Below are 26,226 nucleotides of genomic sequence, written 5' to 3'. Positions count from 1 at the left end.
CAGTGAGAATTGTGCAGCGAAAAATTGGCTACTTGACCGCGCCGAGCGTGAGTCCTTCACGCAGCAACCGGTAAGTGAAAACAAAGAGGATGAGAATGGGCACCGACGTGATGACGGCCAGTGCCATCAGTCCAGGCCAGTTGATACCGAACGCAGAAACTTGTTGGGCCAGCAGCGCACTCAGCGGGTAATTCCCGGGTGAGAGGAGAAAGTTGACCGCGTAGAGAAATTCGCCCCAGGACATCAGGAAGACGAGAGTGCCGGTCGTGGCGACGCCGTTGCGGGCGATCGGAAGCATGACCGACCAAAAGGTGCGCAGCGTGCTCGCGCCGTCGATCGATGCGGCCTCCTCGAGCGCTTCAGGCACCGAGCGGAAGAACGGTCGCAGCAGCAGGATGGCGAACGGCACCAGAAGAGCAGTGTCGGCGACGATCACGCCGAGGTTCTGGTCGAGCAGGCCCCAAGCCCCGAAAATCTGATACAGCGGGATAACGTTGGCGGTCTGCGGGACCATCTGCAACACGATCAGCAGGCCGAGACCGACCGTCGTGATGCGTGAATCGACCCGCGCCAGTCCATAGCCGGCCGGAATCGCCACCAGCAGCGTGAGCGCCGTTGTTCCAGCGGCGATCGTCAGCGACTGCTGCATGGCTATGAAGAGACCCTGGTTGGCGAGCACGGCCGTGTACGCCTCAAGCGTGGGTGTGAACAGGAACGACGACTGAGAGGAGATGACGTCACTCGGGTCCTTCAACGACGTCAACACGATAAACAAGATAGGGATGGCGTAGACGAGCAAAAGTACCACGCGCAACGGGCCGGCGATGGGTTCAAATCGACGACGCGGTCGCCGTGGGCGCGAGGTGGCCGAGGGTGCGGCTGCCGCAGCCCCCGTGGGGATCATGATGCTCATGAGTTGGCCTCCTCGGCGCGAACGCTGCGTGCGTAGATCACGGCGAGCACGAGCACGAGCAACACCGAAATGACTGCGGTCGCGGCCCCCATGCCGAAATCGAACCGTACGAACGCCTGCAGGTAGCTCAGGAACGGCAGTGTGTTGGTTGAGACGCCCGGTCCGCCGTAGGTCATGACGAAAATGAAGTCGAAGGACCGGAATGCGTACACGACCGTGAGCACGGCGAGCACAAGCGTGGTCGGCCGCACGGCGGGGATGATCATGTGCCAGATCTCCTGCCACCGGCTCGCACCGTCGATCCGTGCCGCTTCGAAGGTTTCCGCAGGAATGCCGAGAATTCCGGCACGGAAGACGAGTGCGTTGAACGGCACCACGGCCCAGGAATTGACAATCGCCACCGACAAGAGCGCGAATCTGTCGTCGTAGAGGAACGGCACAGCGTCTTGCGAGAGCCCCACCCCGGTGATGATGGAGTTGATCAGGCCAGCGTCGCCAAGCAGAAACTTCCAGACGCTTCCGTTCACCACGGGTGGAAGGGCCCAGATGAAGACCATGAGGCCGAGCACAAAGGCAGAGAGCAGGTTGCTCGTGCTGAGCAAGATCGCTGCAACCAACCCTCCGACCAGTCCGATGATCGTAACGATCAGAACAAACACGATGGTGTTGCCCAGAGCAGGAAAGAGGGAACCCTGGGCGGCGCTGCCAACGAAGTTGTCAGCCCCGATGAATTCCCACGGTTGGTTGAGCGTTCGCGCGGTGACGTCGCTGACACTCATGCGTGCCAGCTGCGCCAACGGAAAGAACGAGAAGACGAGGAGGAAGACCCCTGCCGGCAGGGCGAAGGCGAGCCTCTTGCGTTTGACCGCGTTCCGGCGTGCACCCGACCGGGGCGCCCGACCGGGCGGCACTGGAGTACGCCGTGCCGGCCCTGAGACCGTCAGATCTATAGACATGGACTTCCTGCCTCGCCTCGTTGTGTATCGGGTCTACTGCGCGAGCAACTGCTCGAGGTCAGTGACGAGCTTGGTTGCAGCCTCGGACGGTGTCATCTGGCCGCCGATGACTGCGCTCCAGATCTGTCCCACGACGAGCTGCTGGTCTGCGACAGACACCGCCGGAACGGCCCGTGCCGGATAGTTCGCCCCGTTTTCCTCGATCGACTGGGCAAACGCCGCGAGGATCGGATCCTCGGTCACCTCGGGGGCGGATGCGGCATCCAAGCGGCTCGGGATGCTGCCGACCCCGCTCAGAGCGATGGCCTGCCCTTCCTCGCTGAAGTAGGTCTGCTCCAGGTAGTCCCAGGCGAGTTCCGGGTTCGCGCTGAACGCCCCGATGCTCTGCCCCTCGCCACCGAGGTAGACCTGTCCGCTGTCGCCGACGGGAAGTGGCACGACGCCATAATTAAAGCCGGCGTCACTGCGAGCGGTTCCGAGCTGCCAGTTCCCGTTCTGGGCAAAGGCCACGTTTCCCGCCGCCCACGTCTGGAACGGAACCGTCTGATCCCAGGTCACGGCCTCGCGCGTGAGCGCACCCGACCCTGTCCAGGACTGGAGCATCGTGAAAGCGGCCTCGAGCGGTGCGGCCTCGGGCTTGTCGTAGTTGAATCCGAAGCTCGACAGCCACGGGTACGCCTGCCACTCTCCCTGTGACTGAGGAAGACCGGACAAGGTGATGCCGTCTTTGCCTGCGGCGGTCACGGCGGTCAGAGCCGCATTGAGCTCGTCCATCGTGGTGGGCGGCACAATGCCGACCTCATCGAGGATGTCCTGGTTATACCACAGGCCAAGCAGATTGACATAGCCCTGAACGGCATAAACGTCGTTGTCGAGAGAGTGCACGACGGCCTCGGGGAACTGGTCCTTGTCGGTGAAGGCACCCCATTGTTTGGTCATGGGGGCGAGAGCGCCGCCCAGAGCCAGCGTCGAGGCGTCTGCACCGTTGAACACGACCACGTCGGGTCCGGTCTTCGAACCCACTGCGGTGATGAGCTTCGAGTTCAGTTGGTCATAGGGAACAAAGACGTTCTCTACGGTGACGCCGTCATTGTTCTTCTCAAAGAGGTCTTTGTAATCGGTCATGACCTTGACCTGGTTTTCATCGCTGAAGTAGTGCCACACCGTGATGGTGTCGCCGTTGCCAGCGGATCCGCCCGATGATGTCGGGGTGCACCCGGCGAGGGCGAGCGCTGCCGAAACGGCAATTACACCGCCCATCAAAGAGAATGCGCGAATGCGGCTGTTGCGCGTGGATTTCACTGCCATGTGAGGTCCTTATCTGGAATCGTCGTTGATTAATATGTCGCGAGGCGAACAACCTTTGCGAAATTTGCCGAAAAGGTTTTCGGTAAATGTAACAGCCAACAACGGCTATCGTCAACCGTGTACCGTCGACTCAACCGAAAAACTATATTTCATCTTTTCGCGGAGGTTCGCCCGTGTTCTGGGAACGTGCCTCCTAGGCATCCGCCGCAATCGCCGCAATCGCAACGCTAGGAGGCGCCACCATGGTGACCACAGACAAGCCGCACCCCCGCTCCACCCTGCGCGATGTCGCCAGGCTGGCCGGTGTCTCAGTCGCCACAGCCTCGAAAGCGCTGAACGGTCGCGACCAGGTGCATCCGGAGACACGGGCCCGCGTGCTCGTCGCCGCGGAGCGGGTCTCGTTCACTCCGAACGCGCTCGCGCGCGGACTGCTGACCGGGCAGACCGGCACCGTTGGACTCATAACCGGCGACCTCGACGGCCGCTTCTCGCTGCCGATTCTGCGGGGAGCCGAGGACGCGTTCGGCAAAGGCAAAATGTCGGCTTTCCTGTGTGATGCGCGTGGCGATGCCATCCGGGAGAAGTACCACCTCGACGCACTGCTGAGCCGCCACGTTGATGGTCTGATCGTTGTGGGCTCGCGTACGGATCCTCGGCCATCACTTGGTCGCAACCTGCCGGTGCCGATCGTATATGTCTACGCCCTCTCAACCGACGAGAATGATCTCTCCCTCGTGCCCGATAACGTGAAGGGTGGCGCGGATTCCGTAGAATTCCTGGTTTCACGAGGCCGGCGTAATATTGCCCACATCACCGGTGAAATCGGTTATGCAGCGTCACAGGATCGCGCGCGCGGCATCGAAGGGGCCATGTCCAACCATGGCCTGTCACTGGTCGGTGGCGCCCAGTTCGGCTCCTGGACGGAACAATGGGGACGCAACGCAGCAGCCCAGTTGATCGAGCAGCATCCCGAGGTCGACGGTATCCTGTGCGGGAACGACCAGATCGCCCGCGGCGCGCTCGAAACCGTGCGGGAGGCGGGTTGGGCCGTCCCCGGCCGGGTCTCGGTAATGGGGTACGACAACTGGGAGGTCTTCACGACTGGATCTCGGCCCCAGCTAACGAGCGTGGACATGAACCTCGAAGAGCTTGGGGCATTGGCCGCGCACCGACTATTTGAAGCGATCAACGGTGATTCTCGGTCCGGTGTCGAGTCGCTGCCGTGCCGAATCGTTCCACGCGAGACCACCTAGCGGGAGCGTGGGTCAGTAGTACCAAACTTTAAAACGCCGGTCGATTTCCCGGGGTTGGGGTGGTGGTCTGGGAAAATTGCTTATGAGCGATTCTGATGGCCTCTTCCCCGCGACGGAACTTGAGCACGTTGACGTGGTCGTGGATGACGGGGTTGAGGCTGGCGCGGGTGTGAACAAGCGGTTTAGGGCGTTTGAGCCGGTGGCGGTGATGTTGGTGCCGCCGTCGTTGGATGAGTGGCTGCCGCAGAATCACCTGTCCCGTTTCATCGCGGACATCGTTGAAACTCAGCTGGATCTGAAGAAGTTCTACGCCTCTTACGCCAAGTCGAAGGGCCAGCCGCCGTATGACCCTCGGTTGATGGTCCGGGTCCTGCTTTACGGGTATTGCGTCGGGGTTCGTTCGTCACGGGAGTTGGAACGGGTCTGCGTGGACGTTGTCGCTTTTCGCTGGTTGGCCGCGCAGCAGGCACCGGATTTTCGCTCCATCGCCCGGTTCCGCAAACGTCACCTCTCCAGTCTGGGGAACGTGTTCTTGCAGGCATTGGAACTGTGCCGCGCGGCCGGAATGGTCTCGCTCGGGCAGGTCGCGTTGGACGGCACGAAAGTGCGCGCGAATGCGTCTCGGCGCAAGGCCATGAGTTACGCCCGGTTGACGGAGAAGCAGAAAGTCCTCGCCGACGAAGTATCCGCGCTGCTGGCGGACGCGGACGCGATCGACGATGCGGAGGACGCTCGTTTCGGAAAAGACAAACGCGGTGATGAGTTGCCACCGGAGCTCGCGCGGCGGGAGTCACGCCTGGTGAAACTGGCCGAAGCGCGCGCCGCGTTGGAGGCCGACGCGGCCGTCCGGGCGCGGAAAGACGCCGAGAAGAAAGCCCGGGACAAGGGCGATGACGACGATGCTGTGGCACAGAAGGGTGATGACGCGGCGAAGAACGCGGTCGTGAGTCCGAAGGCTCAACGCAACTTCACCGACCCTGACGCACGGATCATGAAGACCGCTGACGGGTCGTTCCATTACGCCTACAACGCGCAGGCCATCGTTGATGCCGACCATCAAATCATCGTGGCGACGACGCTGACGAATATTGGCGTGGATGTTGAACAGGTCGTGCCGCTGGTCGAGAAACTCCACGCCGCGACCGGCGTCTTGCCCAGGCAGGTCCTGGCGGATGCCGGGTATTGTTCAGCAGCGAATCTGGACTATGCGAAGACTGTGGAAGCGGCCAGCGACGGCCGGACCGAGTTTTTCATCGCGACCGGCCGGGTGAAGCACGGCGAGAATGTTCCCGAGGTTCCTCGAGGCCGGATCCCAGCGAATGCGACGCTCCGGGAGCGGATGGCGCGGAAACTGAAGACGAAGAAGGGCCGAGCGGTTTATGCGCGGCGCAAAGCGATCGTGGAGCCCGTGTTCGGTCAGATTCACACTCGGCAGGGCAAGTCCGTGTTGCTGCGCGGGTTGGAGCAAGCCGCGCACGAGTGGGACCTGATCGCTGCCTGCCACAACCTGATGAAGCTGCACACTATGCAAACTAAATCGCTCCTGGCCGCGCAAAGCACCCTGACAGCCCGAACGGCCACCTAACCGGCAGGGAGGGACCGCCCTGCCGGGCGGCAACGGCCCCGGCCTGCGCCGTCAACGCGGCACTGGCCCTATTTTCGGTCGGCACACGAACAACGCCAATCCGAAAGACTCAACGACCGCACAGGAACGCCTGACCCGCCCCCGACGGACTTGACCGGTAATTCGTGGCACCAAGGCCGAATAGGCCTTACTGACTCACGCTCCTAGGGGCTACTGCTGGGGTAGCTGGACTCGAACCAAGAACAAATGATAGGCGTCGGGGTAGTCGCGTGCACCTGCACATGGGGCAGACTTCCGCGGAATTCCGCGGTTCTCATGGGTTTTAGTGTACGCGCTGTCCCCGAGAAATACGGTCTGATTCTGGTCAGATTTGGGGTGTATGGTGCGTTTGTGGTCACGCTGAAATCGCTCGGCGAGTCACGACACCAGCAGGCCAGAGAGAGCGCACCACCTGATATGCCGCACTAGGGAGCCGCTGCTGACTCGATTGATCATTCGATCACGTTTGATCCCACGATCAAAGGCAGTCGCCGTGCGGAGGTCTCGCCGATCAAGATCAACTGGGCTCGCCGCTGGAGACCGCGCCATACTTCGCGTTCGGCGTAACGTGCGGTATCACTTTCACGTACGAGGGGTTGAAATCCGACGCGCACGGCCGCGTGCTCGACGAAATGGACCGGCACATAGAAGGCCTGTACGTTGCCGGGGAGATGCTGGGCGGGCTCTGCAGCGACAATTACCCGGGAGGCTCGGGGCTTGCCGCGGGGATTATCTTCGGACGTCGCGCCGGAATGCTGGCCCCACCCGCGGTTGAGAAAAGGTAGGGGCCAACCTTGTCGGGGCCGGCCCGGACTAGCGGTGACCCCTGGTCAAGCGTTGCGGGCTATTTCCGCCGATAAGTCACGGAGCTGGCGCGCGAGGTCGGCGGCCTGCGCGGCGAGCTGTGCGCGGTCGGGCCTATCGCCGCCGGCCCGGGAGGGTTCGGTCACCGACGCGGTCGCCGGCTCACCAGATCGGCCCGCGCGTTGGCCGGCGACCGGCTCGTCGGCGCCGATCACGTCGAGGTCGAAAACCATCCGATCGGCGCGATGCCAGGTGGAGAACATTTCGATGGGAACACCGTTCTCATCGAGGCTCGTGCCCTCGAGCAGCAGCAGCGGCTCCCCCACGCTGATCTGCAACAACTCGGCGAGGGCCGTCGTGGCCGCGACCGCACGCACCTGACGGCGCCCGGACACGATCGACACGCCCAGGCGGGCGCGCAGCACGGCGTGCAGGGACGCATCCGTCAGTTCGGCCGTCGTCAGTTTCGCACCGATGGCCCGCGGCACCCAGGTGTGGATGACGGCGAGGGGCTCGGTACCGGCGGATCTCAGGCGACGGATGCCCACCACGTCAGCTGCGCCGAGGGCCGCGGATGCCGCGGTGTTTTCTTCGGGACCGAGCGCCAGCACGGCGGTGAACACCTCGGCGCCCTCCGCCGAAATCTGCGCGGACAGTCCCGACATGCGCTGCACCAGACGATGGTGTTCCCCGCGCGGCGACACCACGCTGCCGCGGCCCCGGCCACGCTGCACCAGCCCCTCGGCGCTTAGTGCGGCGAGCGCCTGCCGGACAACGGAACGCGACACGGAGAATCGCCCCTGCAGCTCCGCCTCGGTGGGCAGCTGGGACCCGGGCGGCAGCGAGCCGCTGAGGATATGCGACCGAATGACCGCCCCCACCTGACTGTGCAGCGGGGTACCGTTCGCGGAATCTACCGCACCGGCGGGAACCTCATCTAGCCACATCATCCCATCGTAGGCCGGGGTGCGCCCGGGGCCGAGCGCCCGGGCGGGCGACACCGCGGCATCCGCTAGCCCGATCATGACACTCAGGCAGCCTGCGCGGTCTTCCAGACGTAGTCCCATCCCGGCGCGAGTGCGGCGGCGCGCTCAAGCGAGAGGACCAGGCTGGCCTCGCGGGCGATTCCCTTGCCTGCGATGTCGAACGCGGTGCCGTGGTCGACCGAGACCCGCACCACGGGCAGTCCCACCGTGATGTTCACACCGTCATCACCGTAAACAGCTTTGAAGGGGGCGTGACCCTGGTCGTGGTAGCAGACCACCGCGAGGTTGTACTTGCCGCGAACGGCCGCCGGAATGAGCGCATCGCCGGGCAGCGGACCCTCGACGTTTAGTCCGCGAGCCCGAGCCATCGCCACGGCCGGTGCCAGAATGTCGGCGTCCTCGTCGCCGAAGAGACGGTTCTCCCCCGCATGCGGATTCAGGCCGGCGAGGCCGATGAGCTCGTCCGGCCTACCCATGGACTTGGCAAAGGCTCCTGCCAGTTCGAGCACGCTGAGGGTGCGCTCGATCGTGATGTTCTCGATCGCCTGGCGCATCGACACGTGCGTGGTGAGGTGGAAGAAATACAGGTCTCCGGCCGATAGCACCAGGGAGAAGTTCTTCACACCGAATTCGTGGGCAAGCAATTCGGTGTGACCGGGCCAGTTGTGGCCGCCCTCGTGCATGGCCGCCTTGTTCAGCGGGGCGGTCACGATCCCCTGCACCTCGCCGGCACGGGCGAGCCGGCAGGCCTCCACCACGAAACGGTACGAGGCGTCGCCGGCGGCGGCGCTGAGCACGCCCTGCTCCACGTTCTCCAACGAGGGTCCGGTCTGCAACAGCTCAATCGTTCCGGGCTCGTTGCGGGCCTCGGCGACGGTCTTGATCACGCGAATGGCCGCCGGGTCTCCGCCCACGTTGAGCACACCCCGGCGCATCGCCGCCTCGTCGCCGATCACGACCGGGATGCACCGGGTGCGAACATCGTCGTGGCCGAGGAGGGACTTCGCCGTGATTTCGGGACCGATTCCGGCCACATCTCCAATGGTGAGGGCAAGGATGGGAAGGGTCATGGTTGTACTCCTGTGTTCGGGTTGGCTGGGGGGCTGAGCACGTGGTCAGCCAGAAGTTCGGGAAGAATGTCGGAAATCGATGCGGTGGAGCCGAAGCCACCGGCCTTGGTGACAACTGTCAGCCCATCGGCCAGGCCGCCTTCGATCAGTCCAACCGGGATGCCCTCCCGAATCGCATTCGTCACCATGATGGAGCCAGCGGCGAACCGGTCCAACACGGCCCGCGCGCCTTCGCCGCCCATGAGCACCACGGCGCCCACGGGTCGGTGGGCGAAAACCGCGGCCGTGATGGCGGCGAGCCCGGCGGCGATGATGATGGCCGCCGTCTGGCTTGGCGTCTGCGGCTGAGTTGGCGTCTGCGGCTGAGTTGGCGTCTGCGGCTGAGTTGGCGTCTGCGCGCGTCCGGTTTCGACAGCGGATGCCGCGGGCCGCTCGGACGGCGTCGCCACGATTACGACTGCGGGAAGATCCGGCGCGGCGGCCAGCTCCTCGGTGATCCAGTCAACGATCGCGCCGGACGTGAGCAGCATGGCAAGGCTGGGGGCAAACCGGCGCACGTGCTCGGTGGGAGTGTTGTCGACCAGATGGTCGTATTGAGCTCGGGACATGTCATGCAGGGAGCTGACGACGACGATCACGCGTTCTGCCCGCTGTCGCGGTTGGGCAACCACGCCGGCCAGCGCGGGCCGCCACACCTGGGATAGTGCTACGGCGAGCCCGGCACTTCCGGCAGGAACGGCCTCGGCACCGAGCACGGCGACGGCAGCGGCGAGAGCCAGCAGGTCGGCATCCGTCTGGGCATCGACGGTGACCACGCGCGTCGGATTCTCCCCGGCGGCGCGAAGCTGTTCGGCGTGCTCCACGGCGGTGCCCGTACCGAGGGTGACGTGCACGCTTCCGGGCACCAGCTCGCGCAGCAGATTCGTGGTGACCGGCGTCACCGGATCGATACCGACGGCCGTCGTGTCCACTCCCTCGCCATTGACCAGCACCCGACCGTTATGCACCGTGCGTCCCATCGCCGGATAGGCAGGGCAGACCACCGCGAAGGCCGCGGGGTTGCGGCGCTGCCAGGTCTTCAGCGCCCCCAGAATCTGCGCGTGAGCGGAACCGCGCATGGTCGAATCGATCTTCAGTAGGAGCCGGTTCACGCCGGCATCACCGAGGGCCTCCACGGCGTCCGACGTGCTCTGGCGGGCCAGCGGGGCGGGCTGCGCGCGGGCATCGGACACCACGGCAAGCACGGCGCCGTGGCTGAGAACCTGGCCGTCGGGCGGCGTCAATGCCAGCCGGGTGCGCCAGCCGTCCCGGGCGAACTGCACCGCGGAGTCGCCGCCGCCGGTGAGGTCATCGGCCACGATTCCGACCGCGATGTGGTTCGTGTCACTGTGGTTAGCCGCGATGTGGTTCACGGCGCTCTCATCCGGCTTCCGATCGACGGCCCGGTTGTCGGTAGCACCCTTCGACGAAGCGGAGTTCGTCATTGTCACGAGTGCTCGATCGTGCGCACGGGCACGTTGTCGCCCGTGGGCTCAGACTCGGGCCCCGTGGCAGCGAGGCCGCCTTCACGCTTGAGTACCCAGGTGGCCAACAGCGGCGCGAACACCGCAGTGATGAGCACTGCAGATGCGACCTGGGCGGTGGCCACCTCAACGTACGGAGCGAACGTGGGGTCGGCGAGGGCAATGATGGCCGGGGTGGCGATGGCGTTGCCGGCCGTGGTGGCGGAAGCGATGCCGATACCGGACTTGTTGCCGCGACGAAGGATGAAGCGGTAACCGAGGTAGGCGAGCAGGCCGGTGAACAGGGTGGCGACGACGCCCACGACAATGCCGGACAGCCCACCGGAGAGCACGTTCTGCAGGTTGATGCCGGTGCCGAGGGCGAAGGCGAAGAACGGGATGATCATGTTCGGGATCGGGCGCATCACCTCGGTCCACTTCTGGTCGAGGTTACCCACGATGATTCCGATCAGCAGCGGGATGACGGCGGCCAGCAGCAGCTGGAACGGGATGTTGGCCAGGCCGGCGACGCCGAGGAAGAGCATCGAGAAGAAGGGACCGTCGTTGATGGCGGAAGCCATGTAGGCGCCGCGATCCCGGGCATCCCCGTACCGACCGGTGAAGGCGAGCCACAGTCCACCGTTGCTGTTGTCCATGGTCACCAGCAGAGCCAGGATCGAGACGCCCAGAATTCCGTCGAGTCCCACGACCTGCGCCAGCAGCACGACGACCGTGGCCGGGAGAATCGACTTACAGAGCAGCAGCACGCCCGATGTGGCGAGTACCGGACCGGATGTCTTGAGGGTGATCTGCATGCCGGTCGCGAAGATCAGCAGGCCGATCAGGGGAAGAGCGCTGGCCTGAAAAAGGGCTGTGGTGAAGTTTCCCATGGCGAGGAAGCCGGGAAAGAACGTGCCGACGACGGAGCCCAGAATGAGCGGAATGAGCATGAGTCCGCCGGGAATGCGGTTCATGCCGTCAAACAGTGGCACTCGACTTACGATTTTGGATTCGGCTACCATGGCGAATCTCCTTAGCTAGGGGCGGCGATGCCCATCGATGATGCGTACTCACAGGATGTGTACGTACACAATGTACCTACCCTAGCCGGTCAGTGCGCCCTGTCAAGGATCATTGAAGCCCGGACGCCTAAACGGGGCCGTCACCGGAAGGATGTTCCAGTGACGGCCCCGTCGGGCACAGCGCAGGTTTGACCGGGACGGCCGGTTAGCTCCAGAGCAGTGCGCGCACCGCCGCGAGTTCAGCACGGGCCGCGAGCGCCTCGTTCATCGTGACCGCCCGGAACCGGGTGGCCGTGCCCGGCGCGCTTCAGGCGAGCAGGTCCATGTCGACACTGATCACCGTGGCCACCATCGCATAGTCACCTCCCGAGACGGCATCCCGGTGCAGCACGATGGGCTCCTTCCCGCCCGGGACCTGGGTGGATCCCACCGCGTACCCGGCATCACCGATGTTCGACGGGTCGGATCCAGCGCCGAACGACTGCTCGCGGCGCCCATCCCACGTCGGGCAGTGGCCCGTCTTGCCGAGGGGCTTCCCCATCAACGTGAGCTATTCAGTGTCACCCTCGAATAGATCCGCGAGCTCGTCGAGTTCGACGTCCCAGCCCTCTCGGTTCTGCTCAAGACGTTCGCGACGGTAGCGGGTGCCGCCGGGGAGTGTGTCGAAGCCCGATTCGATCACCGTGACATCCGTCCCGGAACCAGCATCGGCGATGGTGAAGCGCACGTGCGTCGAGTACTCGTCGAGCTGTTCGGCGGGGATTCCCGACCAACGGAAGCCGAACGAGCCGTCGGGCACGACCTCGGTGATTTCGATCGGGAAGCTGCCGTAGTCATCCCAGTGGATGCTGCCAGTTGCACCGGGCTCGAGCGCGGCGAACTCCACTCCGTCTCCAAACCACTTGACCATCACCTCGGGGTCGGTCAGCGCCTTCCAGACGTGCGCGCGCGAGGCTTCGATGTGCACGGTGCGGGTCACGGTGTGCCCCTTGATTCTTGCGTGATCAGACACGGTGTTTCCTTCACGTTCAAGCCGAGCGCGACGGGACATTGCCCGCCGAGCGGCACGTCAACAGGTTCTGCAAACGCACCTCATCGAGCCTACCCATGATTGCGTATCTGTTCACGGCCGGGCGAGCGCCGTGAACGCGAGGGGCAACGCATCAGAGGCCGGTCCTTGGGAGTCCAAAGAGCGTGGATGCCTCACGGGCTCAATCAGTAGCCTGGCGTGGTTCCCTCCCAGTCCATCACCGGCAGTCGGAAGAGCCGGTTTGCTCGGTCCTTCCGTCGCCATCGACTACGACAGCGCCCGTCGATGAACTGATTGGTCGACCGCGTCGCGAGATTCGAGCGAGGTCGCGATGTGCAGGCCCGCGATGCGGACGGCGGTCCGAGCATCCGCTTTGGTCAACCTGCTCGTGGGCACGCGCTCGATGACGTCTTGCAGCGCAAGCTGCACTACCAACGACTCGGCCGGCACCCGAGGCATTCCCCGATGTGCCCGCGCCCGGTTCTCCATCTCTGCCTTGGCGTTCAACCGCTCACTGTCTTGGTGAAAATGCACCATTATGGCCTTCGCAAGCTCATCCATCTGCTGCTGCCGCTCTTCCCGCCGCACCTCGGCCTGCGTACTTCGCACCGCCGCGGCAACGTCGCGGCCGGTCAGCAGGTCGACCCGGCGCATCCGCTCTGCGACTATCTCGACGGCCCGGGCGTAGACGATGTTCTCCACCGGTATTGGCGGGAGTCCCATATGTGCCCTGGTCTCCACGTAGGCGTCGGCGAACTCGCGCATGCGGGCACCGTTTTTGAGCATGTGGTCGGTCAGCGATTCGGCGAACACGGTGCACTGCCGCAGATGCTCGGGCCGCAACGGGGCATTGAAATACGCGTCGGCCTCGCGCTCGTTGGCCCGGCGCTCGGCCGCTGTGGCGACGTGAATACGCTTCGGCGGTAGTCCGGCTCGACTCAGGCTGAGCTTGAGACGGCGCGCTGCCGCGTTGGCCTCCAGCTCAGACTGGTAGATCTCGGGATCGCTGCGCCGGTTGCGTTGCAGCTCGGCCCGGCGCTCCTTGTTGCGCTCGGCCCACTGCCGGGTGATCTGCTTCGCACGCTCGGGGTCGACATCCCGCCTGGCCGCGGCCCGGGCGTTCACCTCGTCGCGATGAGCTTCGTAGTAGCGGTTGTAGTACTCACGCACCTTCTCGCGATTCTCCGCCACCCACCGCTGCTGATACTCCCGACGGCGCTCCGTATGCTCCACCCGCCAGCGCTTCGCCCGCTCCCTCCCCCGCGCCCGCACCTCCGCCTCACGATGCCGGCGAGCCGCGGCCCGACGCATCGACTCACGATTGAGCTCCCGAGCCCGATCAAGGTGTTCCGACCGCCAGAGACGATTCATCTCGCGGATCCGGTCGCGGTTCGCCGCCACATACTGGCGCCGCTTGTCCGCCGCATCATCGACAGACGGATGCTCCGCCAGCGACTTCCGCGCGCCGGCGGTTTCCTCAGACGGGTCGTTCATAATCGCGTCTATTCGGCAGGCGGCGGGGCCAGCTCGATGACCAAAGCAAGCAGTTCAGAGCGATGCACCGTCGGATTCGTGATCACACGCCCGACCACGACGCGGAGCCGCTCGGCATCCTCGTCTCCGATCCCGGCGACGGGCTCCAAGCAGTACGCGATGTCATTCTGCAGGTTGCGGCCGTCATCGTCGACAGCGACCTCCGGATAATAGAACAGAGCAGCCAGCGCGGTGCGGCTGAGCAGGTCATCGAACTGCTCCTGCGGGATCGTCATAGTGAAGCCTCCTGTGCGCGGACGTGTGTGAGCCAATCATGCCGCTGACAGGAGGTACGCCGACCGTGACGTGGCGTCATTCGTGTCTCGAAACGAGCACTGGCTCATCGAAGCGCTCAATGCCGTCAGCGAGCAGCGCCCGCGTCATGCGACGGCGCGCCACGGCTTCACGAACGCGTACCGCGATCAACTTCAGCAGGCTGATGGGCCCGATCAAAAAACTGAAGTGTGTTCCACAGAAACAGCAACACGAGCAGGTTCAGCCAGCCCGCACCACCGGCTTCAATCTGGGCTCGGCAGTAGACAGCAGCGATCGCATAGGGAACGGCGAGCAGCATCGCTGGCACCCCCACTTCAGCCCACGCCGCGTATTGATTGCGTCGATCACGATGGCGGTCGGCATGAACCGGCGCAAGAAGAAATAGCTGCGGGCCGTGGCGACCAGAATGAATCCAAACATGGTGCGACCTTTCAGATGTTCGGCAACAAGAACCTGAAGGGACTGAAAGTCATGCCATTACAACGAGTGACGGCGCGTTTTGGAGGTTGCCTGCCAACACTTTAGTCCTGGGTTCCCGCAAGCGAAACTGCCGAGCACGCCATTGCAAGCGGCTGCGCTCCCACGATTTCCTGCACCGGCGCCCGGGCATCCGCTCAACGATTTTCTGGACAGCACGACGCACAAGCAGACGTATCCTGTCCCCGCCACGTGAGCCATGCTCTCCAGCGCGGCCACGATGTGCGCAATCTTCGGTATCCGCCAAATAGCCGGGCGGGATCAACGTAGGCCTCCGGGATGACCCGGCTCGTTGGTATACCCGCCGGCAGGGTCCGTTGGCGGTAACCGGGATATCGCTACAGGACGGCTGGCACCAAACGCTGGCGCTGGGCGCCGACTTCATCGATTCCGACCTCCATCACATCACCTTCCTTGAGGTACGGGAATCGTCCGGACAACGCGACGCCTTGGGGTGTTCCCGTATTGATCAGGTCCCCAGGTTCCAGAACGACGTACTGCGACAGGTGGTAGATGATCGTGGCCACGCTGAAGATCATGTCGGCTGTGCTCGAGTCCTGACGGGGCTCCCCATTGACTTTTGACCAGAGCCGCAACTGCTGGGGATCCCCTGCTTCGAGCGCAGGCACAAGCGCTGGCCCGAGCGGGTTGAATGTCTCACTGCTCTTGCCCTTTGACCATTGACCACCGGACTGAGCTACTTGATAGTCCCGCTCCGATACATCATTGCTCGTGACGTAGCCGGCCACGTAGTCGAGGGCGTTCTCAGCCGAGGTGAGATATCGGGCGCGTTTCCCAATGACGACACCGAGTTCAATTTCCCAATCCACCTTTTCTGCTTTCGGCGGCACAGCGACATCGTCGTACGCGCCGACAACCGTATTGGGGTGCTTGTAGAAAAGGATCGGTATCTCAGGCGGTACATCGCCAGATTCTGCAGCGTGTGCCGCGTAGTTCTGACCGATGCACAACACCGCCATCGGCCGCGCGATCGGCGAGCCGATTCGAACTCCGTCCGGCGCAGCGAACTCTGCCAGCTGCCCCGCCGCAAGTGCGGTGCGAGTTCTTTCAATGCCCTCGTTCGCGAGGAAGTCACCGTCAATATCGGCGGTCAGGGTGTCGAGTCGAAAGTAGCGGCCGTTCTCGCGAATCACCGGCACTTCAGCGCCCGGCTCGCCCAGTCTCATGAATTCCATCTAGTTCTGTCCTTCAGGTGTTTAGTGGGTGTAAGGGCGAAACTTGGCAATGTCCGGGTTGAGTTCGACGCCGAATCCGGGAGCCTCTGGTACCTTCATGCGCCCATTCACTGGTACTGGTTCGTTGAGCAGCAGGGGTGAGAACATCGGTACGACTTCCTCGGCAGTCTCGTGCATCATCAGAAATTCGGCGAAGGGGCTGTTCGTGCGGGTGGTCACGAAGTGGTAGCTATACACCGATGATCCATGTGGAATGACAAGGGCTCCGTGAGCATCAGCCAGGGCAGAAATCTTGAGCAGCTCAGTCATACCACCGCACCAACCGACGTCCGGCTGGATGATATCTGCGGCGTTCATCTCGAGCAGATGTCGGAACCCCCACCGAGTCGCTTCGTGTTCCCCGGTCGTCACCAGCATCGTCGGCGGAACTTGGCGTTTCAGCTGCGCATAGCCCCAGTAGTCATCCGGCATGAGCGCTTCTTCGATCCACTTGAGGCCGAACTCGGCTGCGCCGTGGGCGAGGCGGGTGGCGTAGTCCACGTCGAGGGACATCCAACAGTCGAGCATGAGCCAGAAGTCCGGCCCTACCTTCTCCCGCATGTCGCGGATCATCGCGAGGTTCTTGCGCATCCCCTCTTCACCCTCGGCTGGCCCATGGTGCAGGGGCATCTTTCCGCCAATGAACCCGAGTTCCTTGGCTCGATCTGGGCGTGCCCCGGTCGCGTAGAACTCGAGTTCCTCGCGCACCTTGCCGCCGATCAGAGCGAAGACCGGTTCCTGGCGAATGCGCCCGAGCAGATCGTAGAGCGCCAGGTCGACGCCACTGATGGCGTTGAGCACCACGCCCCGACGCCCGTAGAAGATCGTCGACTTGTACATCTGGTCCCAGATGCGCTCGATGTCCGTCACCTTGGCACCTTCGAGGAAGCGGGCCAGGTGCTTCTCCACGATGAAGGCGCCCAGCTCGCCGGCCGTGGTCACCGAGAAGCCGACCGTGCCGTCATCCGCTTCAATCTCTACGACCAGTGTGCCGAGCACGTTGATTCCGAAACTCTGTCTCGATTGACGGTATTCGGGGTACATCGACATGGGCGTGGCGATGTGGTCGTCGATCCAGTGACCAGGGGCCTGGTCATGGTAGTCGGCGCCGCCGCCGCGCAACGTGTACGCGCGTACCTGACGAATGGTTCTTTCATGTGCCATGGAACTGCCTTTCAGACGAACGGATGCGGGATGGTTACGAAGCGAAGCGCACGAGCACTTTGCCCGCAGTGCCGTCACCCCGGGAGAGCGACGCAAAAGTCGCGTTGGCTTCGTGCGGGGTCACCTCACGACTGATCAGCTCGGCAATCTCGGGAGCGCCGGAGGAAATATAGGCAGCCGCGTCCGTGAAGTCCTGCGCAGAATAGGTGAAGCTACCCACCAGGCTGCGCTCCTCGGTGCTGAGACGGAAGGCCTCCAGATTGAGCTGGGGCGAGCCCATCCCGACGAGGCAGACATTCCCACCGAATTTCGTAGCGCTTAAAGCATCGGCCACCGTTGGTGTGATTCCGACAGCGTCGATTGTGATGTCGACCAGGCCACCGTCGGCAATGAGTGCGTCGACCAGCGATCCGGCTGTGGGATCGAGCACCGTGGCGCCGAGCCGGGAACAGAGCGCGCGACGGGCTGGGTCGACCTCGCTGACATAGACCGTTTCTACACCTTCCATTCGCAGGGCCAGGACGGCGGATTGTCCAATGGGGCCACCGCCGATGACAAGTGATCGTTCATCGGTACGTTTCAATATCCGGCGCACCGCATGCACGGCAACGGCGAGGGGCTCGACGAGAGCGCCGTACTCGATGGGGATTGTGGCGGGAAGTGGCACGACGTTTCGGACCGGCACAACCACGTACTCGGCAAAGGCTGCGGGAACATGGGGCGCCACCCCGATGACGGTCTTGTTCGGGCTGTGCTGCTCCCTGCCGGCGAAGGAATCAGCGTCGGATACCGGGATGACCACCGGGTTGAAGGTGACCACCTGGTCAATACTGAGGCCCGCGCTCTCGGCCCCCGCACCCAAGGCCGCTACACGGCCAACGGATTCGTGGCCCATGATCTGGCCGGGAACGCGGCGACCATTCTCCCCCGTATAGCCGTGGATATCGGACCCGCAAATGCCCGTGTAACTCACCCGAATCAGCACTTCTCCCTCGGCGGGCGTGGGGTCTTCTCGTTCTTCGACGCGGAATTCGCCGATTTTATGTAATACCAGTGCGAGCATAATTGCCTACTTTCCTGCGTTGACCAGCTGGCGTGCGCCGGTCGTGTTGCCGTCTGTGGCTCGGATGGCCGGAACGATCCACTTACTTGCGAAGATCAGCACTGCCCCGCCGAAGGCGATCGTGGCGAGCATAGTAAGGCCGGCCGTTGGCCCGAACTGCTCCTCGGCGAAGTTCTTCGCAATGGGGGCGACGAATCCTCCCAGGCTGCCGATCGAGTTGATGAATGCGATACCCGATGCTGCGGCGGCACCAACGAGAAAGGATGTCGGCAGCGTCCAGAAAACTGGTTGGACTGAGATGAAACCGGCAGCACCGAGAGACATCGCGGCGAGGGCAAGGATCGGATTGTCCAGGACCCCGGAGAGAACGATACCGACGCCGGCCGCGCCCAGAGCACTTGCAGCGATGAGGCGTCGCTGCCCGGTGCTGTCGGCAAGTCGGCTCAGCACGAAGGTAGCAATGAGCGCACAACCCCACGGGACTGCGGTCAGCAGTCCCACCTTGAGGCCGACTCCGCTGCCCACAATCTCGGCGATCTGGGTGGGCAGGTAAAAGGTGATGCCGTAGACGCTCATCTGAATGGTGAAGTAGATGCAGGCGAAATACAACACTTTGGGGTTCGTAATTGACCGCATGGCCCCTTCGGGCGAGTGCTCGGCTTTGGCGGCGTTTTCGGAGTCGAGTGCACTCATCAGAACAGTGCGTTCGCCCCCAGAGAGCCACTTTGCTGTCGTGGGCCCGTTATCCAGGTAGAAGAACGCCCAGATTCCTACAATGATCGTGAGTAGCCCCGTGACCACGAACATGAGCTGCCACCCGGCCAAACCACCCAAGCCGTCGAGGTCGAGCAGGAGCCCTGACATCGGGCCACCAAGGATGAAGGCGAGCGGGGCACCGAAGTAGAACAGCCCGTTGACTCGACCGCGATAGTTGAGCGGAATCCAATAGGTGAGGAACATGATGACACCGGGGAAGAATCCGGCTTCGGTAATGCCGAGAAGAACCCGCAAGATGTAGAAGGCCCATTCCGTTGTCGCAAACATCATCAGGGTGGAGACGATGCCCCAAGTGACCATGATGCGGGCCAGCCAGATCTTCGCGCCGACCCGGCGCATGATCAGGTTGCTCGGAACCTCAAATGCGGCATAGCCCAAGAAGAAAATGCCGGCGCCGAGCGCGTACGCGGCGTCGGAGAGGCCGGTATCGGCTTGGAAGGCCGCTTTGGCAAAGCCGAGATTGGCGCGATCCAGGAACGCGAGAATGTACATCAAAAGAAGAATGGGAATGAGACGCCGCGTTACCTTACGAACGACGGCAGCCAGCGCGGGATCGTGCGCTGAATTCTGTGTGGACATCGGCTATCTCCATTGATTAGCAATTGCAGTCAAGCCCCCACATATGAATTCATATATGTGAACTGCGGTTCATTCTGATGAACGCGGGGAAGTATTGCACGCCAAATCCGCAGATGCAAGCGCGGATGCCGGGCGAGTACGTGATTTTATGGAAGCCCCATACCGGAGCGGATTTCGCGGGCGGCGAGGGAAAGCGGCGCGTACAGAGAATGCGGCCAGCCGGCATCCGTTCGCCCTGACGGCATCGTGATGCTGATTGCCGCCGAGATTCCAGTATCATGCTCGCTCGTGACGGGGATCGCGACGCAGCGGCACCCCTCGATAAATTCCTCGTCGTCGATGGCGAACCCAGTGAAGCGAGCCGTCTCGATGACTCGCATGATGTCGGGAACGCTTGTCAGCGTCTTTGGCGTGAGCCGGGGCAGGACGACATCGCTGAGCCGACGCTCAGCCTCGGCGGGATCAATCGTGCTGAGCAGCGCCTTGCCGATACCTGTCGCATGCGCGTGAAGACGCATGCCCACCGTCGACGCCATGCGCATCGGGTTCGGCGAGAGGCTGATCGCGATGTAGACATTCTCGACACCATCGAGGCGAGCGAGCTGCACTGTCTCGCCTGTCAGCTGCGCGAGCCGATCCATCACCGGCTTGGCCTTCTCGATCAAAAGCCTGTGCCCGTCATAGCGTTGGCCAACTTGCCAAGAATGCAGTCCCAGAGTGAACCGACGAGTGAGCGGATGCTGTTCCAGCCAGCCTGACGCCACCAACGTCTGCACCAGACCGTGGCCGCTGGAACGCGGAAGTTCCAGACTCTCAAGGATCTGAGCGAAGGTGACGGAACTGTTTTCGGCCACAAAGTCGATGATTTCGAGAGCGCGGTTGGCAGACTTCACCGGCTTGTTGGGGCGGGCCTGCTCGACATCGGTCATGGGCGTCATCACTCTCCGGTCGGATCTTGGATGGTCTACCCAGACTACGACGTACTCAATTTCAGTCAGACGCCTTCCGATTTGAATTCACCGTCTCGTGAACTATCTCGATAGACCTGCGGCCACGGCCAGTCGTAGTGCAACGTAGGTTGAATCTCCTGCCAGACGCTGAGCAGCTTCGAGCGCCACACGTGCGCGGGCGGCATCAAGCTTCTGCGCCGTCGACTCCGGTACTGCACCCATTGGTTTCGTACCGACGAGGCCGTACCGATCCCGATAGGCCGCGACGGTGCATCCGCTTTGGTGCCACGCGGCGGCCACGAGCCCCCGCGGCGCGGTTCCGAGGGCTCGAGTCCACGGCTCCCCCGCAAGGAAGGCCTGGTCGAGCACGGCCCTGGCTCGCGACTCGATCAGGTCGGCGCGCTCGGCCAACGCCTGGTGCATGGCGGCATCCATCGGCCCGATCGCCCGAGGGATGAGCCCGGCAACCAGACGCGGAGCCCGGCGCGAACGACCCGCATCAGTATACCGAGACACCGCCGCGGCGACCCGGGCGCGAAGAACAGCCGCGTCCTGCGCATCCTCGAACCCACGTGCCGCAACCACGCGAGGCAGCAGGCTCGCTACGTCGATGAATTGGGCCTCGGCTCGCCGCAGCTCCGCGGTCAACGGCCCGAAAGCATCCGACTCGACCACCGCGTCAACTTGGGCAGGCCAAAGGCCACTCGCGCGCACCACCGATACCCACCGGTCGTGCTGCGCGGCCGCCGCAAGCGTCTCGTACTCCGCCGCGAGTTGCGCCACCGATCCCCACGCATCCTGCTCCGCCGCGATCGTCTCGTGCGCAGACAACTCGGCACCGACGTGCTGCAAAATGCCACAGAGGATGCTGCGCGCCGTCACGTCCGCAGCGTCGCCCGGCCGCGGCCCCACATGAGCAACATCGGGCCGGTCGACGGCGACGTAAGCGGTGTTCGCCTCGCGTCCCCGCGTCATCGCGACATAGAGGTTCTCGCGCGGCATGCTCGGCGCGACCACGACGTGCGCGGTGTCCGTCGTGATCCCCTGCGCCCGATGCGAGGTGACCGCGTAGCCCAGCTCGAGATGCTGGGCGACGTACGACGCGGGCAGCAGCACCGTGCTCCCCCACCGCCGCCCCTGCCGCCGCACCTCGACCGAACCGTTCCGATGCACGCCGATCACATTCCACCGGTCGCCGTTGCGCACCCAGCTGCGCGACGCATACAGTCGCCGATCATTCCGCCGCGTGATGACCGTGTCACCGACGGCGGCGCGGGTTCCGTCGTGCAGGGCGACCTCGCGCAGGGCGTCGACCCGACCCTCCAGAATCAGCTCCGTGCGAGCGCGCACGTTCAGCGCCGCGACCGCCTCGTTCGAGCCACTGATCAGCACGTTCGACTTGCCCGGTGACTCCCAATGCCACAGGGCCGCTCACGCTGCGATCGGAATAATCCGACTGATCAAAAGAACATGACTTCTTTTGATCGGTTTCGTTGTTTCGCTTGTGTTTGTGGGGTTCTGACGTTGTGGACATGTCCTCGACGGATGAGCTTCGGCTTCATGATCGGCTGGTGATTGCGGCGGTCCGTTCGGCACCGAGGCGGCGAGCGAGCTGCTCGCGCAGCTGTTGGTTCTCGGTTCGTAGCCGGGTGATCTCTTCGCGGTAGGTGTGGAGCTGTTGGCGCAGCGAGTCGGCGGTGGCCCGCTCAGCGGACGGGACTGCCGCTGACGCTGTGGTCGCAGGCCGGCTGCGTAGTTCGTCGATCTGTTGGCGGAGCTTGTCTTGGCGGTAGAGCCAGGAGCGGGACACGCCTGCGGCTTCGGCGACGTGACGGTAGCTGACGGGCTCGCCGCGGCGAGTCAGTCGTTCCACCACGTGCTCGGCCCTGTGCAAGGTCGCGTTGTGGCGGGCCTGCGCCGCATCGCGTAGCCGTTGCACGCGGTCAGGCATGCTCGCCGTCCTTCGGGCGTAGTGCCTCCAGCGAGGCGATGATCGTATCGAGGCTGATCAAGACCTTCCTGTGATTGTCGGCCTGCCGCTGCCAGCCAGAGGCCTCGGCTGTGGTGAGTAGTTCGCGGGTGAGGTCGGCCTGCTGACGGTGCACGGGAAGGAAGTCGGCGGTGGTCTGAAAGTCCGGGCAGGTCAGGCACGCGTTGGGGTGCGGGCAGTCCTGTTGCGGCGGGCGTCCGCAGTATCCGTTGGGAAGGGTGTCGTTGGTTTGAGCCAGCCGGTGCTTGACCCACTCGGCGTTGGCGGTGACGGCGGTCGGGTCGAAGCCGAGCCGACGGCCCTCGACGTCGACGCGGGTCTGGCAGTAGCGTTCGAACTCGGCGCGGAGGGTGCTGTCGTGCATGTGGGCGTAAACGGCGGTCATTTCCGGGCTGGCGTGGGTGAGTAGGCGTTGGATCACGTGCTGCGGAACCCCGGCGTTGATCAACCGGGTGCCCAGCGAGTGTCTAAATTGGTGGAGGGTGACGTGTATGGTGCGTCCGGCTTCGTCGTGCAGGCCGATGCGCTGCTGCCAGAGGGTGAACGCGCGCCGCAGCGTGTCGTAGGGCACGGGCAGGTTCGGGGCGAAGCGTGAGGTGAATAGCCACGCCGACCCGGCCGGATGGGACCGGGCCACGTCGTGCTGCTGGCTGCGGATCGCTTCCGCCGCTCGGGGTGAGAGCGGCAGCAGGTGTTCAGCGCGCATCTTCGCCGCCATGAACCGCAGGCACGGCCCGCCCGCGCTGTCAGTAACCACAGTGTCGAAGGCCAGGGTGCAGGCGTCATTTGCACGTAACCCGGTCTCGGTGATCACCACGACCAGGTTCCGGTAGCGCGCTGCCAACTGGGCAAGGTTGCTGACGTTCTCGAGCTGACTCATCACGAACTCGGGGATGAACCGCGGCAGGCTGTGGCGACGGCTGGACAGCTCGTCGGGGTAGATCACCGCGGTGGCTGGGACGGCCGGGACCCAACCGTAGCGACGATTCTCTTCCAGCAACGCCCGCAGAAACACCCGCGACAGCGACTTGGTCGACGCGGCCAGCGGCAGCGGTTGCAGCCAGGCCAGGTAGCGCTCCAGCAACGGCCGGTCGATGTGCTGGGGCTGTGGGAGTGATGGGGCGCACTCGGCAAGAAAGTTGGAGAAGCGCTTGAGTGCCAGCACGCCGGCCCGGACCGTGTTGAACGCGTGCCCGGTCACCAGCCGTTGCCGGGCCCAACGTTTGACCGCCTGCCGCAGCCACGGCTGCTGAATGCTGGTGAAGCTGACCGAGTCCCGGCCGCGGGCGGCGGGCACCCCCAGCTCGGCGGCGTGCCAGACGTCGGCGGCGTAACGGTCCTCCAGCACCGTGCCGACTGCGGGCACCGCCCGTAGCGCGTTGGCGGGCTCGGCGGCGCTCATGATGGGTCGGTATTCTGCCAGCCGCCGTAGCGGCCCAGCTCGGCGCGGAGGTCCTCGACGTCGAGGTGAATGTAGGTCTGCGAGGTGGTCGTCGAGGAACGGTGGGTCAGGAGCCGGGCCACCACCTCCACCCCGACCCCGCGGCGCAGCAGGTCCGTCGCCCGCGAGTGGCGCAGCCCGTGCAGCGTGAACTCGATGCCGGTGCGCGCACGCAGCCTGCGGACCAGCTGGTGCACCGCCTGATAGCGCAGCGGCCGGCCCAACGGTTCGGCGAACAGGTTCACGAACACGTAGTCCGACTCGCACTGGCCGTACTCGTCGAACATATAGGCGGTGTAGAGACGCGCCAGTCCCGCCGAGATCGGGATGGTGTGCGTGTCCAGTGTCTTGGCCCGGGCACCGTTGGCATTGTCCGGGCGGGGAACGATGCGCACCTCGCGGCGGTGCGAGACGAAATCGGCGTGCCGAAGGCCCAGGGCCTGACCGATCCTCATCCCGGTCTCTGCCAGAAGGACCAGCAAGAACCGGTCACGCACATGCTCACAGGCCTCGATCAGGGTCAGTACTTGCTCGTCGGTCAAGGTGCGCGGCAGCCGCCGCTCTTGACGCAGCCGCATGGGGCGCGTCGCGACCGGCCGGCCCGCCGTGACGTGCTGCAGGAACGGTCGGTAACCGCCGCGATTGGACCGCCGCCACGCCACCAGCACCTGCGCGAGCTCTACCCCGTTGCGGGCCCGGTAGTCATAGAAGCTGAACAACGCCGCCAGGTGCTTGTTCACCGTGGCCGGGCAGCAGCGGCCGGTGCCGACGGGAAGCACCGTCACGTTCTCGGCGGGGGCGCGTAGCCATGCCACGAACCGCGACACGTGATCGATCGTCGCCTCATCGGCCGCGACGTTGATCCGAGACAGGAACACCAGCCACAGCTTCAGGCTCGTCGCGTAGGTGCGCAGCGTCGTTGGGGATCGGTCCAACGCCTGCAAGTGCGCCAAAAACGCCTCCACTGTCGGCACCGGCTCACCATCATCGCCAAGCACCGTCCACGACTGCGAACCATCCGGCATCACCACCCGCTGAACTCGCATCTCGACCTCCTCGTCCTGATATCCCCACGGTAGGACGCACCACCGACACTCTCGAACGCACGTATCAACCCAGTCACTTTCGGTCAGTGCTGGAGGCAAAACTGCCCGTCGTGGACCGCTCAAGAGAACATGTCCACCACGGACGAACACAGGCAGAGAAACGACGTCAAAGACACCGTCTGAACGCTAGAGAGGGGTGTGTCTCAGTAACGGTGTTTCCGGCGTTTTTCATTAGTAGGATTCTGCGTTCGGCCAGCGGTCGTGGAAGGTGATGGCGAAGGCGTTGAGAGCTGGCTTCCACCGCATCGTCCATCGAGCTCGGCCCTCACCGGTGGGATCGAGACTTCGCGTGACCAGATACAAGCATTTTAGAGCGGCCTGCTCCGTGGGGAAATGCCCTCGAGCACGCACCGCCCGCCGGTACCGGGCATTGAGTGACTCGATCGCATTCGTGGAACAGATCACCTGGCGGATCTCGGGGTCGTAGGACAAGAACGGGGTGAACTCTTCCCATGCCGACTCCCACAACCGGATGATCGCACCGTATTTCTTCCCCCAGATCTCGGTCAGATCATCCAACGCTGCCCGCGCCGCGTCAACGGTCGGAGCGGTGTAGATCGGTTTCACCGCTCGTTTCATCGCATCCCAATCCTTCTTCGAGGACAGTTTGAACGTGTTCCGAATGAGGTGAATGATGCACGTCTGCACCGTGTCAACGGCCACACGTTCCCGACAACGTCCGGGAGCCCTTTCAACCCGTCACAGACCAGGAAGAACGTGTCGGTGACGCCACGGTTTTTGATGTCGGTCAGGACAGACATCCAGAACTTGGCACCCTCACCGCCGGTGCCGGCCCACAACCCGAGAATGTCCTTATCACCGTCCAGAGTCACGCCGATGGCCGCATAGATGGGCCGGTTGGCGACCTGCCCATCCCGGATCTTCACCACGATCGCGTCGATGAAGATCGCCGCGTAGACGCCGTTCAACGGGCGGGACTGCCACGTTTGCATCTCCTCGATCACCTTGTCCGTGATCCGAGAGATCGTCTCTTTGGAGACCTGCGCGCCATAGATCTGGTTGAAGTGCGCGCTGATCTCCCCGGTCGTGAGGCCGCGGGCATACAACGACAGCACAATCTCATCAACCCCGGTCAAACGGCGTTGTCGTTTCGCCACGATCACCGGAGTGAACGTGGCGTCCCGGTCACGAGGCACCTGAATGGTC

Annotated in this window: 24 protein-coding genes and 1 pseudogene; 4 read left to right on the top strand and 21 right to left on the bottom strand. The window is 63.8% G+C overall.

Annotated features, from left to right (window positions below; genetic code table 11):
* Nucleotides 1–28 precede the first annotated feature (28 nt).
* The 3 genes from E3T43_RS13070 to E3T43_RS13060 are packed head-to-tail and all read right to left on the bottom strand — an operon-like array spanning nucleotide 29 to nucleotide 3,177.
* Nucleotides 29–913: a carbohydrate ABC transporter permease gene (locus tag E3T43_RS13070; protein ID WP_134472756.1), complete on the bottom strand. Its 885-nt coding sequence runs from the start codon at nucleotides 911–913 to the stop codon at nucleotides 29–31.
* Complete coding sequence (locus E3T43_RS13065; RefSeq protein WP_134472755.1) at nucleotides 910–1,869, bottom strand: carbohydrate ABC transporter permease; 960 nt, start codon at nucleotides 1,867–1,869, stop codon at nucleotides 910–912. The genes E3T43_RS13070 and E3T43_RS13065 overlap by 4 nt, the downstream gene beginning before the upstream one ends.
* 33 nt (nucleotides 1,870–1,902) lie before the next feature.
* Entirely contained in the window at nucleotides 1,903–3,177 is a 1,275-nt protein-coding gene (locus tag E3T43_RS13060; RefSeq protein WP_134472754.1) for a sugar ABC transporter substrate-binding protein, read from the bottom strand.
* Nucleotides 3,178–3,419: 242 nt separating this feature from the next.
* Here E3T43_RS13060 and E3T43_RS13055 point away from each other — a divergent pair, with 242 nt between their 5' ends.
* The 3 genes from E3T43_RS13055 (at nucleotide 3,420) to E3T43_RS19305 (ending at nucleotide 6,839) form a co-directional block, all read left to right on the top strand.
* Nucleotides 3,420–4,430 (top strand): LacI family DNA-binding transcriptional regulator, encoded by a 1,011-nt coding sequence (locus E3T43_RS13055; protein WP_134472753.1) that lies wholly within the window; start codon nucleotides 3,420–3,422, stop codon nucleotides 4,428–4,430.
* 82 nt (nucleotides 4,431–4,512) lie between these two features.
* Nucleotides 4,513–6,015 carry an IS1182 family transposase gene (locus E3T43_RS13050; RefSeq protein ID WP_370449954.1) on the top strand — a complete coding sequence of 501 codons (1,503 nt, stop codon included), beginning with the start codon at nucleotides 4,513–4,515 and terminating at the stop codon, nucleotides 6,013–6,015.
* Between the two features lie 560 nt (nucleotides 6,016–6,575).
* Entirely contained in the window at nucleotides 6,576–6,839 is a 264-nt protein-coding gene (locus tag E3T43_RS19305; protein ID WP_370449956.1) for an FAD-binding protein, read from the top strand.
* A 45-nt stretch (nucleotides 6,840–6,884) separates the two neighbouring features.
* Here E3T43_RS19305 and E3T43_RS19300 read toward each other — a convergent pair whose 3' ends face one another.
* The 8 genes from E3T43_RS19300 to E3T43_RS13005 form a co-directional block, all read right to left on the bottom strand.
* Entirely contained in the window at nucleotides 6,885–7,925 is a 1,041-nt protein-coding gene (locus E3T43_RS19300) for a GntR family transcriptional regulator (RefSeq protein ID WP_134472751.1), read from the bottom strand.
* The gene (pdxA, locus tag E3T43_RS13035) at nucleotides 7,889–8,914 is read right to left on the bottom strand and encodes a 4-hydroxythreonine-4-phosphate dehydrogenase PdxA (RefSeq protein WP_134472750.1); all 1,026 of its coding nucleotides are present in this window, start codon (nucleotides 8,912–8,914) and stop codon (nucleotides 7,889–7,891) included. The genes E3T43_RS19300 and pdxA overlap by 37 nt, the downstream gene beginning before the upstream one ends.
* Complete coding sequence (locus tag E3T43_RS13030) at nucleotides 8,911–10,398, bottom strand: four-carbon acid sugar kinase family protein (RefSeq protein ID WP_134472749.1); 1,488 nt, start codon at nucleotides 10,396–10,398, stop codon at nucleotides 8,911–8,913. The genes pdxA and E3T43_RS13030 overlap by 4 nt, the downstream gene beginning before the upstream one ends.
* A 2-nt stretch (nucleotides 10,399–10,400) precedes the next feature.
* Nucleotides 10,401–11,438: a 2-keto-3-deoxygluconate permease gene (locus tag E3T43_RS13025; protein WP_198414367.1), complete on the bottom strand. Its 1,038-nt coding sequence runs from the start codon at nucleotides 11,436–11,438 to the stop codon at nucleotides 10,401–10,403.
* A gap of 307 nt (nucleotides 11,439–11,745) precedes the next feature.
* On the bottom strand, nucleotides 11,746–11,979 hold the full coding sequence (locus tag E3T43_RS19765) for a hypothetical protein (RefSeq protein WP_241978973.1): 234 nt from the start codon (nucleotides 11,977–11,979) through the stop codon (nucleotides 11,746–11,748).
* A gap of 9 nt (nucleotides 11,980–11,988) precedes the next feature.
* Nucleotides 11,989–12,450 (bottom strand): SRPBCC domain-containing protein, encoded by a 462-nt coding sequence (locus E3T43_RS13015; RefSeq protein WP_166791327.1) that lies wholly within the window; start codon nucleotides 12,448–12,450, stop codon nucleotides 11,989–11,991.
* 285 nt (nucleotides 12,451–12,735) lie between these two features.
* Nucleotides 12,736–13,962, bottom strand: a complete 1,227-nt coding sequence (locus E3T43_RS13010) for a hypothetical protein (protein WP_134472747.1) — start codon at nucleotides 13,960–13,962, stop codon at nucleotides 12,736–12,738.
* 8 nt (nucleotides 13,963–13,970) lie between these two features.
* Nucleotides 13,971–14,237: a hypothetical protein gene (locus E3T43_RS13005; protein WP_134472746.1), complete on the bottom strand. Its 267-nt coding sequence runs from the start codon at nucleotides 14,235–14,237 to the stop codon at nucleotides 13,971–13,973.
* Between the two features lie 82 nt (nucleotides 14,238–14,319).
* Here E3T43_RS13005 and E3T43_RS19760 point away from each other — a divergent pair, with 82 nt between their 5' ends.
* Entirely contained in the window at nucleotides 14,320–14,802 is a 483-nt protein-coding gene (locus E3T43_RS19760) for a hypothetical protein (protein ID WP_166791326.1), read from the top strand.
* Between the two features lie 290 nt (nucleotides 14,803–15,092).
* On the opposite strand, the gene E3T43_RS12995 is transcribed toward E3T43_RS19760, so the two are convergent.
* The 10 genes and pseudogenes from E3T43_RS12995 to E3T43_RS12950 form a co-directional block, all read right to left on the bottom strand.
* Nucleotides 15,093–15,950 (bottom strand): fumarylacetoacetate hydrolase family protein, encoded by an 858-nt coding sequence (locus E3T43_RS12995; RefSeq protein WP_134472745.1) that lies wholly within the window; start codon nucleotides 15,948–15,950, stop codon nucleotides 15,093–15,095.
* A 21-nt stretch (nucleotides 15,951–15,971) separates the two neighbouring features.
* A complete protein-coding gene (rhmD, locus tag E3T43_RS12990; RefSeq protein ID WP_134472744.1) occupies nucleotides 15,972–17,153 on the bottom strand; it encodes an L-rhamnonate dehydratase in 1,182 nt (393 codons plus the stop codon).
* Nucleotides 17,154–17,187: 34 nt separating this feature from the next.
* Nucleotides 17,188–18,216 carry a zinc-binding dehydrogenase gene (locus E3T43_RS12985; protein WP_134472743.1) on the bottom strand — a complete coding sequence of 343 codons (1,029 nt, stop codon included), beginning with the start codon at nucleotides 18,214–18,216 and terminating at the stop codon, nucleotides 17,188–17,190.
* A 6-nt stretch (nucleotides 18,217–18,222) separates the two neighbouring features.
* Nucleotides 18,223–19,572: an MFS transporter gene (locus tag E3T43_RS12980; protein ID WP_134472742.1), complete on the bottom strand. Its 1,350-nt coding sequence runs from the start codon at nucleotides 19,570–19,572 to the stop codon at nucleotides 18,223–18,225.
* Between the two features lie 146 nt (nucleotides 19,573–19,718).
* Nucleotides 19,719–20,510 carry an IclR family transcriptional regulator gene (locus tag E3T43_RS12975; protein WP_241978972.1) on the bottom strand — a complete coding sequence of 264 codons (792 nt, stop codon included), beginning with the start codon at nucleotides 20,508–20,510 and terminating at the stop codon, nucleotides 19,719–19,721.
* 93 nt (nucleotides 20,511–20,603) lie between these two features.
* Nucleotides 20,604–21,914: a TrwC relaxase gene (locus tag E3T43_RS12970; protein WP_134472741.1), complete on the bottom strand. Its 1,311-nt coding sequence runs from the start codon at nucleotides 21,912–21,914 to the stop codon at nucleotides 20,604–20,606.
* A gap of 166 nt (nucleotides 21,915–22,080) precedes the next feature.
* On the bottom strand, nucleotides 22,081–22,473 hold the full coding sequence (locus E3T43_RS12965; RefSeq protein WP_134472740.1) for a DUF6262 family protein: 393 nt from the start codon (nucleotides 22,471–22,473) through the stop codon (nucleotides 22,081–22,083).
* On the bottom strand, nucleotides 22,466–23,914 hold the full coding sequence (locus E3T43_RS12960) for a tyrosine-type recombinase/integrase (RefSeq protein WP_134472739.1): 1,449 nt from the start codon (nucleotides 23,912–23,914) through the stop codon (nucleotides 22,466–22,468). The genes E3T43_RS12965 and E3T43_RS12960 overlap by 8 nt, the downstream gene beginning before the upstream one ends.
* On the bottom strand, nucleotides 23,911–24,999 hold the full coding sequence (locus E3T43_RS12955; protein WP_134472738.1) for a tyrosine-type recombinase/integrase: 1,089 nt from the start codon (nucleotides 24,997–24,999) through the stop codon (nucleotides 23,911–23,913). The genes E3T43_RS12960 and E3T43_RS12955 overlap by 4 nt, the downstream gene beginning before the upstream one ends.
* 231 nt (nucleotides 25,000–25,230) lie before the next feature.
* Nucleotides 25,231–26,226, bottom strand: a pseudogene (locus E3T43_RS12950) (IS256 family transposase); the annotation flags it as partial.

The sequence above is a fragment of the Cryobacterium sp. Hh7 genome, from assembly GCF_004403155.1.
GTDB classification, from domain to species: domain Bacteria; phylum Actinomycetota; class Actinomycetes; order Actinomycetales; family Microbacteriaceae; genus Cryobacterium; species Cryobacterium levicorallinum.
This window is presented reverse-complemented; position numbering and strand designations above follow the sequence as displayed.